The following is a 4,255-nucleotide window of genomic DNA, read 5'->3' on the forward strand; positions in this document are numbered from 1 at the left end:
TACAAGCTACTTCTCCATTATTATTGTACAGCGATATTCGAAATAGTAATAAAATTTTAAAAAAAGGGTATGACAGTATTTTTTCGTCTTACATATCAAGAAAATTTTTTTGGAAATTCGTTAAAAATAAACTTTGCAGCTTAAATTATAACTATTTAAAAAGAACATTAAGACAAAATTCAAGTGATACTTTCATTGAGAATGGAGCGATATATGGTTTTAATATAAGAGGTTTTTTAGATAAAAATAACAGATTATTCGGAAGAATCGCAACTTATGTTATGCCAGAAAAAAGATCTTTAGATATAGATACAAAAAAAGATTTTGATCAAGCTAAAAAGAAATTAAAATCGCGTTTTAGTAAATTTAAATGAAGAACCTTTTGCTAGTATTTACTGAAAATTTTTTTACACAAAATGATCTTAAAAGGTTTGGTATCGAAAAACTTTTAAAAAGATACGATGTTTGCATATGTGATTTTACAAATTATTTGCACCCAAGTTATCACAAAACTTACTCGAAAAAAATATCCTATTTCAAAAATAGAAACATAAATTTAAAAAAAATATTAAGTTTAGAGGAATTCACTTCGTTTTTGGAAAAACAAGAAACAGGTATGAAAATTTTCGTTTTAGATAATTTGTCGATTGAAAGTCTAAGTAGCTATAAGTGTTTTTTAAAAAAAAAATTTGAGAAATTATTTTTTATTAAAGTGCATAATAATCAACAGCCTAAGACAATATTATATTTTAAAATTAAATACCTTTTGTTTTCAAGAAATTTTTTTTGGTACTTTAAAAAAATTTTAAATAAAATTTTTTCATTTCCATTTACTAAGAAAAATATTGTCACCTTCGAACATGATTTTATTTTGAAATCACATACTTTTAATGATGAGACATCAAAAATAAAGACTTTTTATATTCATTCCACTGATTATGAAAAAATTTTTTATGAGAGCTTTGATTACGAAAAAAAACAAAAATTTGATCTCCCTAAATATAAATATGCAGTTTATGTAGAAGAGATGACATCAAGTCATCCTGATTTTGAAATTTTATCTAGACCCGTGCCGATTTCAAAAGAGAAATATTTGCAAGAAATAAATAATTTCTTTTTTTATTTTGAAAAATATACAAATTTAAAAATAGTAATATCAATGCATCCAAGAAATTTATCATTAAACTCTGAGGGTGAAAACTTTGACAGACCAAAATTTTACGGCGAAATTTATGATTTGATAAAAAATTCAAGTTTAGTGCTGACTCACCAATCTACCTCAGTTAATATTGCAGTATTATATAAAAAACCAATAATTTTTTTAGACTCCTCTAGTTATAAAGATTTGCGACCAAGAATTCATACACTACGACAAAAACTTGGTGGTAAGATTTTTAACATAAACAAAAAAAAATTCTATCATAGAAATTTTGAAAATTTATTTTCTTACGATCAAAATAAATATAAAAATTATTTTTCAAAATATATTAAACATCCCAAATCTAATGATCGTTCAATATTCGATATTATTTTAGATTTACCTGAAGATGTAAAATAAAAATTTCAAGAGTTTTTTGTTTGCAAGGAAAAATCCCCCAGCTCTTGATACTCTATTTTTTATTATATTAACATCTATTTCATAGTTCAAAATATTGTAATTTTTTTTTTTAAAAATCATAACTACTTCGGATAAATAAAAGTTACTTGAAATTTTTTTAACTTCCTCTGCTATTTTTGAATATTTATAAACTTTAAACCCTGACAGAGGATCTTTTATTCCATATTTTTTTTTAAAACAAAAAGATATTAAGTATTCTAAATATCTATTCATTTTTTTTCTATTACAAACAATTAAATCTAAAGCAGGATTTAATAGTGTTAGTATTTTTTTCATATCTTTTGTTTTATGTTCACCATCAGCATCAAAGGTAATTAAAAAATCTATTTTCTCTCTTTTTTTTTTTAAATAGTTTATTCCCTTAATTATATTGTTCTCGTAGCCGATTATTTGATTATTTCTTAAAAAACTTATTTTATTTTTTTTTAAAAAAATTTTAGTTTTATCTGTTGAGCAATCGTCAAGAATTAAAATATCTCTTCGGATATCTATTTCTTTCATTGAATTAAATTGGTAAATAATTTTTTTTAAAGATTTTAATTCATTAAAGGATGGTATTAAAATTTTGAAATTAAATTTCATTTAAAATCAAAATATTTCTCTTTTATTATTTGGTTCGGTGAAAGTGTGACTTTTATTTTTTTTCCAAAGTATTTTTCAATTAAAAAAGGGCTTATTGATTGCTTTGGACATGGTCTAAGTAGTTTGACCATTTGTTTATTAAAGATTTCTCCTTTGTAAATTTTTCTTGCACTCCAACATCCTCTTCTTTGTATTATTGCAGATTGTTTTTCGTTTTTTTCAATTATTTTCTTTCCATTACCAAGGGCATTTTCTAAATTTCTTGTCTCATCAACCATAATTTTCCATGTCTTTGGATTCATTGAAAACTTATGGTCAGGACCGTTTCTGTTATTATTATCTGTAAAGTGTTTTTCTATAACTTTTGCTCCAAGAGTGACAGCACCTAAAACAGTTGCATGACCAGGTGTGTGGTCGCTAAGACCAAGAATAATTTTATTTCCAAAAAATTTTTTATATTGATTAAGAACTTTTAAATTTATGTAATTAAAATTATTAGTTGAGTTTGTATAATTTGTATTACATTGCATAAGAATAATTTTTTTTTTATTTTTTTTTCTAATTAAATTTACCGCGTTAACTACATCAGTAAATGATGATGCCCCAGTTGCGAGCATAATTGTTTTCTTTTTCCTAGAAATCTTTTCTAAGCTTTCTTTCCATGTTATATCGCCTGAACCAATCTTAAAATATTTTATGAATTTGTTTACCTTATCAATATATTCAAGATCATAAGGAGCAGTCATAAAATCTATTCCCGCTTTGTCACATTCCTTTTTAAGAGCCTGAGTCCAAGAGAAATTAATACTTGCCGACTTATAGACCTGGAAAATACTTTTTTTCCATTTTTTTTGGTGACTTATCTTTCCAATTTTTTTAAAGCCCTCGTCGCTTACAATTGTTTCAGCTTTGAAATGTTGAAATTTAGCAGCATCAGCTCCAGCTTTAGCACAAAGTTTTATAAGTTTTTTTGCCCTCTTTAATGAACCATCATGATTAGCTGCAATATCAGCTATAAAGTAAGTTTTTTTAAACATTAGATATTGTAATAATTTAAATTATTTTTTTAAGATTTAATAATTAATTTAGATTAGGATAGATTATTAATTTAAATAGTATAATTAGCAACTATTAAAAATGATAAACAAAACAATATTAGTCACTGGAGGAACAGGGTCTTTTGGAACTGCTTTCGTAGAATATCTTCTTAAAAATTTTAAATTTAAGAGAATTATCATTTTTAGTAGAGATGAATTGAAGCAATCGGAATTAGCTAAAAAAAAAATTTTTAAAAAGAAAAATATAAGATTTTTTTTGGGAGATATAAGAGATTTATCTAGATTACAATCTGCATTTAATGATGTCGACTATGTAATACATGCTGCTGCCTTAAAACACGTACCCATAGCTGAATATAATCCAACAGAATTTATAAAAACTAATATTTTGGGCTCTCAAAATGTTATCGAGGCTGCTTTGAAGAGTGACTCAGTCAAAAAAGTTATTGCATTGTCTACTGATAAAGCAGTTTCACCATCAAATTTATATGGGGCAACAAAATTGTGTGCAGATAAATTATTTATTTCCGCAAATAATATTGTAGGTAAAAATAATATTAATTTTTCAGTTGTAAGGTATGGCAATGTAATAGCATCAAGGGGATCTGTTGTGCCTATTTTTCTGGAACAAAAAAAAAAAAATTTACCTTTCACAATAACAGATAAAGGTATGACAAGATTTTCTTTAACCATGGATGAAGCTGTTAAAATGGTTACATGGTCATTACAAAACTCTCAAGGAGGAGATATTGTCATTCCAAAAATTAAGTCATATAAAATATTAGATATAGCAAAAGCAATTGATCCTAAAAGAAAAATAAAAATTATTGGCCTGAGACCAGGTGAAAAAATTTATGAGGAATTAATTTCTGAGGATGAAACAAGTGATATATATGATATTGGCAAATATTATATCGTAAAATCAAACTTAGTTTTTAGAAATAAAAATTTAAAAAAAATAGGAAAAAAAATAAGATTGTTGAACTCTTACAATTCC

At 25.0% G+C, this 4,255-nt stretch carries 4 protein-coding genes and 1 pseudogene; 3 read left to right on the forward strand and 2 right to left on the reverse strand.

Annotation, left to right across the window (positions count from 1 at the left end):
- Together ACTT83_RS06510 and ACTT83_RS06515 are read left to right on the forward strand one after the other, a co-directional pair.
- Positions 1-374, forward strand: a pseudogene (locus ACTT83_RS06510) (hypothetical protein); the annotation flags it as partial.
- On the forward strand, positions 371-1,558 hold the full coding sequence (locus ACTT83_RS06515) for a hypothetical protein (RefSeq protein ID WP_440919272.1): 1,188 nt from the start codon (positions 371-373) through the stop codon (positions 1,556-1,558). The pseudogene ACTT83_RS06510 and the gene ACTT83_RS06515, both read left to right, overlap by 4 nt.
- Here ACTT83_RS06515 and ACTT83_RS06520 read toward each other — a convergent pair.
- Together ACTT83_RS06520 and ACTT83_RS06525 are read right to left on the reverse strand one after the other, a co-directional pair.
- Positions 1,538-2,200: a glycosyltransferase gene (locus ACTT83_RS06520; protein WP_440919273.1), complete on the reverse strand. Its 663-nt coding sequence runs from the start codon at positions 2,198-2,200 to the stop codon at positions 1,538-1,540. The genes ACTT83_RS06515 and ACTT83_RS06520 overlap by 21 nt on opposite strands.
- On the reverse strand, positions 2,197-3,237 hold the full coding sequence (locus ACTT83_RS06525; protein WP_440919274.1) for an N-acetylneuraminate synthase family protein: 1,041 nt from the start codon (positions 3,235-3,237) through the stop codon (positions 2,197-2,199). Before ACTT83_RS06525 ends, ACTT83_RS06520 begins: the two co-directional genes overlap by 4 nt.
- Positions 3,238-3,337: 100 nt before the next feature.
- On the opposite strand from ACTT83_RS06525, the gene pseB reads away from it, so the two are divergent.
- A partial coding sequence (gene pseB / locus ACTT83_RS06530) for a UDP-N-acetylglucosamine 4,6-dehydratase (inverting) (protein ID WP_440919275.1) occupies positions 3,338-4,255 on the forward strand: 918 nt, incomplete at its 3' end.

It is taken from the genome of Candidatus Pelagibacter sp. (genome assembly GCF_052049775.1).
Taxonomy (GTDB): Bacteria; Pseudomonadota; Alphaproteobacteria; order Pelagibacterales; family Pelagibacteraceae; genus Pelagibacter.

What these genes read in the sequence shown, in the direction of transcription:
- ACTT83_RS06515 (WP_440919272.1), top strand. Translation starts at nt 371, where the DNA reads ATGAAGAACCTTTTGCTAGTATTTACTGAAAATTTTTTTACACAAAAT.
- ACTT83_RS06520 (WP_440919273.1), bottom strand. Translation starts at nt 2,200, where the DNA reads ATGAAATTTAATTTCAAAATTTTAATACCATCCTTTAATGAATTAAAA.
- ACTT83_RS06525 (WP_440919274.1), bottom strand. Translation starts at nt 3,237, where the DNA reads ATGTTTAAAAAAACTTACTTTATAGCTGATATTGCAGCTAATCATGAT.